Origin of the sequence: Thiohalocapsa sp., from assembly GCF_019695415.1 — a bacterium.
Lineage (GTDB): Bacteria > Pseudomonadota > Gammaproteobacteria > Chromatiales > Chromatiaceae > Thiohalocapsa.
The window spans coordinates 1-4,145 of sequence record NZ_JAIFKJ010000467.1 but is presented as its reverse complement, the minus strand read 5'-3'; the positions used below and the strand labels follow the sequence as shown (position 1 = coordinate 4,145).

The following is a 4,145-nucleotide window of genomic DNA, read 5'->3' as shown; positions in this document are numbered from 1 at the left end:
GCCAGCAGCAGCGCCAGCAGCACGTAGCCGCCGGTCCAGCCCATCAGGAACACCGAGGCGCCGTAGCCGTTAAAGGCGATGAGCCCCGCCATGGAGATGAAGGAGGCGGCGGACATCCAGTCCGCGGCGGTAGCCATGCCGTTGGCCACGGGATGCACACCCTTGCCGGCGACGTAGAACTCGCCGGTGGTGCCGGCTCGGGCCCAGATGGCGATGCCGATGTAGAGCGCAAAGGTGAAGCCGACGACCGAGTAGGTCCAGATATCGAGATTGCTCATAATGTCCGGCTCCCGTTATTCGTGGACGTCGAATTTCTTGTCCAGCCGGTTCATGGCGCTGGCGTAAACGAAAATGAGCACCAGGAAGGCGTAGATCGAGCCCTGCTGCGCGAACCAGAAGCCGAGCGGGTAGCCGCCGAGCTGGAACTCGTTGAGTGGCTCCACGAGGATGATGCCGAGTCCGTAGGACACGACGAACCAAATGAAGAGCAGAATGGCCAAGAGCCTGACATTCGCCTTCCAATAGGCGGCGCGGTTTTCGGGTGTCACCGTTATTGTCCCTCCCTCTGAGACATGTTTATGGGTTGGGTGAGGCGTACGGAGGTTGGGGAGGCTGTCGGTGTCGACCCGGACGCGAACTACCACAGCGCGCGGGCTGGCCGGCGCGACCCCTCAGCGTTGTTGTTGTAATCCATGACCGCGTTCCGTGTCTGGTCATGGCTGCCGGCGCATTGTGTTGCCCTAACTCATGAAGTGTCAACGCCAAAGCGCTGTAAGCCGGACGCTGCTGCGGCCTCATTCATGATCGTTTTGGTCGGTTATGGGTTGCGCCTGCTATAAGGTCGCGCCCGCGAACACCGCGCGGCCGCGCTCGCGTCGCTGCGCTTCGGGCTCGTCCCGGTCAGGGTCCAAAACGCTGCCAGGGGGTGCGGGCGCGGCGACATCATCAGCGCGCCTAGAATGAGGTGAGGGGACGGGCCGTCGGCTGACGGCGTGCAGCCGGCGGCAGCGCGCGCTTGCGCCGGTCACGGCTTTTGCCTAAGTTGCGGAGCTTTCGGTCCATGTGTGCTCCCCTTGTCTTCGAGCTAGGGGCAGGCAGGTCTGCGAGAGGCGTTATGCATTACATCAGCACCCGTGGCGGCGTTGCGCCGGTCGGCTTCGCCGAGGCCTTGATGATGGGGCTCGGCACCGACGGCGGTCTGCTGGTGCCGGAGCGCCTGCCGCAGGTCGACGCGGACTGCCTGCGCGCCTGGTCGGATTTGTCTTTCCAGGCCCTCGCACTGGAGATCATGACGCCCTTCGTCGGGGGCGACATTCCGCGCTCGCATCTTGCACGGCTCATCGATCGCTCCTACGCCAGCTTCTCGCACCCGGCGGTGACGCCGTTACGCGAAGCAGCGGGACGCACCTACTTGGAGCTCTTTCACGGCCCGACGGCGGCCTTCAAGGACGTAGCGTTGCAGCTGTTGGGGAATCTCTTCGAGTATTTTCTCGAGCGCGACGGCGGCCAGCTCAATATCGTGGGTGCCACCTCCGGAGACACGGGATCTGCGGCTATCTATGGGGTGCGCGGCAAGCCGCGCATCAATATCTTCATCCTGCATCCCAAGGGTCGCGTGTCACCGGTGCAGGAGCGCCAGATGACCACGGTATTGGACGCGAACGTGCATAACATTGCCGTGCGCGGCACCTTCGACGACTGCCAGCACCTGGTCAAGACGCTGTTCCGGGATCTGGACTTCAAGGCGCGCCACAGCCTGGGCGCCGTCAACTCCATCAACTGGCTCCGGATCCTTGCACAGACGGTCTATTATTTTTACGCGTGGGGACAGATCAGCGGCGGCGATACAGCGCGGCAGGTGAGCTTCGCCGTGCCCACGGGCAACTTCGGCGACGTGTTTGCGGGCTGGCTCGCCCGTCGCATGGGCCTGCCGATCGACCGCCTCGTGATCGCCACCAACCGCAACGACATCCTGGCGCGCTTCGTGGCGGACGGCCGCTACGCCAAGGGCGAGGTCTTCCACACCCTGAGCCCTGCCATGGACATTCAAGTGGCGTCCAACTTCGAGCGCTACCTGTACTACCTGCTGGATCAGGACCCGGGAGCCGTGTGCGCCAAGCTCGCGGACCTGGAGGCCACGGGGCAGCTCGACGTTGATCCTGCGCAGCTGCGCCAGGTGCAGGCGGACTTCGCAGCCGCTGCCGTCAGTGATGCGCAGACCTTGGCGCAGATTCGCTCGACCTACGAGACGAGCGGGTACATCCTCTGTCCGCATACCGCCGTGGGTGCCGTCGCGTCTCGCGACGCACCGGAGACGGTCGTTCTGGCAACGGCCCACCCGGCCAAGTTCAACGAGGCCGTGCGCGAAGCCATCGGCCGTGAAGCGCCGCCCCCGCCGGCCCTGGAGGGCCTGATGGACAAACCTGTGCGCTGTACCGAGCTTGGCGCCAGTGATGCGGAGCTGCGTGCGCACATCGACGCAGCACTGGCTGCAATCTGACCAACCCCAGCCGGATTTCCCGAGCAGGATTCCCCGAGATCAAGATCCTTGAGCATGGTCGGCGCGTGTGCTGCTCCCGACCACTGACACCATGAGCACCGAGCAGAACAGCATCCTCCTCCTCGACACCACGCTGCGCGACGGCGAGCAGACGCAGGGCGTCTCCTTCTCGCCGGACGAGAAGGCGCAGATTGCGCAGATGCTGCTGGAGCAGCTTCGCCTCGACCGTATCGAGGTGGCCTCTGCGCGGGTTTCCCGCGGCGAGCAGGCGGCCGTCGCCCGCATTGTCGATTGGGCGGCGGGGCATGGCTTGGCGCAGCGGGTGGAGGTGCTGGGCTTCGTGGACGACGGCAAGAGCGTCGACTGGATCCGCAGCGCCGGCGGCCGCGTTCTGAATCTGCTGGCCAAGGGGAGCCGCAAGCACTGCGAGACGCAGCTGCGCAAGACCCTGGACAGCCATGTGGACGACATTCGCCGCAACGTGGAGCTTGCGCTCGAGGCAGGCCTTGCCGTCAACCTCTACCTGGAGGACTGGTCCAACGGCTACGCCGACGATCCGGGTTATGTGTACGCCCTGCTGGAGCGTCTGGGTCGGATTGGTGTCGGTCACTTCATGCTGCCCGACACGCTCGGGGTCATGACGCCGGAGAAGGTCTTTACCGCGGTCATGGACATGATCCGGCGGTTTCCGGAGTGCCGCTTCGACTTCCATCCGCACAACGATTACGGCCTTGCCACGGCCAACGTGGTTGCAGCCGCTCAGGCGGGTGCCGCCTGCGTGCATTGCACGATCAATTGTCTGGGCGAGCGTGCGGGCAATGCGTCGCTCGCGGAAGTTGCGGTGAACCTGCGCGACCAGCTCGGCATGGAGCTGCGCTTGGACGAGCAGCATCTCGCCCGCGCCAGCGAGCTGGTGCAGTACTTCTCCGGCAAGCGCATCGCCGACAACGCGCCCATCGTGGGGGAAGATGTGTTCACTCAAACCGCCGGCATCCATGCCGACGGCGACCACAAGGGCGGGCTTTATGCGACTCGGCTGTCCCCGGAGCGCTTCGGGCGCCGCCGCGTCTACGCCCTCGGTAAGCTTGCGGGCAAGGCGTCACTCGCCAAGAATCTGGAGCGCCTGGGCGTGAGCCTCTCGGAGGATCAGCAGCGCAAGGTCCTGGCGCGCATCGTCGAGCTGGGCGACTCCAAGAAGCGCATCACCTTCGAGGATCTGCCGTTCATCATCGCCGAGGTTCTGGACTCAAGCGATTACAATCACGCCGAGCTTCTGGCCTGCAACGTCTCCTCGAGCCTTGGCCTCGAGTCCACCGCCAGTATCAAGCTGCGCCTGCATGGTGAGGTACACACTGCAGCCGGCAGCGGCAACGGCGGCTTCGACGCGTTCAACAAGGCGCTGGCCGTCATCACCGAGCGCACCGGTATCAACCTGCCGCGGCTGGTGGACTACGAGGTCCGCATTCCCAAGGGCGGGCGCACAGACGCGCTGACCGAGTGCACCATTACCTGGGTCCTCCGAGGCTCGACCGGTACCGTACCAATGACGCCCGGACCCGCGCCGGCCCCGGGCGGTGAGGCCCCACGTAACCAGGCCGCTTCGCATACCGGGCAGGGGTCGGGCCGACCCGTCGGCAGACGCCAG

Annotated in this window: 3 protein-coding genes and 1 pseudogene; 2 read left to right on the top strand and 2 right to left on the bottom strand. The window is 65.1% G+C overall.

The features are described 5' to 3' along the window. Together I6U14_RS13045 and I6U14_RS13040 are read right to left on the bottom strand one after the other, a co-directional pair. Positions 1-278, bottom strand: a pseudogene (locus I6U14_RS13045) (cation acetate symporter); the annotation flags it as partial. Between the two features lie 15 nt (positions 279-293). Next, entirely contained in the window at positions 294-548 is a 255-nt protein-coding gene (locus I6U14_RS13040; protein ID WP_296899952.1) for a DUF4212 domain-containing protein, read from the bottom strand. 566 nt (positions 549-1,114) lie between these two features. Between I6U14_RS13040 and thrC the strand changes: the two genes are divergently transcribed. Next, a complete protein-coding gene (gene thrC, locus I6U14_RS13035) occupies positions 1,115-2,500 on the top strand; it encodes a threonine synthase (protein ID WP_296899950.1) in 1,386 nt (461 codons plus the stop codon). Between the two features lie 91 nt (positions 2,501-2,591). Continuing rightward, positions 2,592-4,145 (top strand): alpha-isopropylmalate synthase regulatory domain-containing protein (locus tag I6U14_RS13030; protein WP_296899948.1); only part of this gene is annotated, 1,554 nt, incomplete at its 3' end.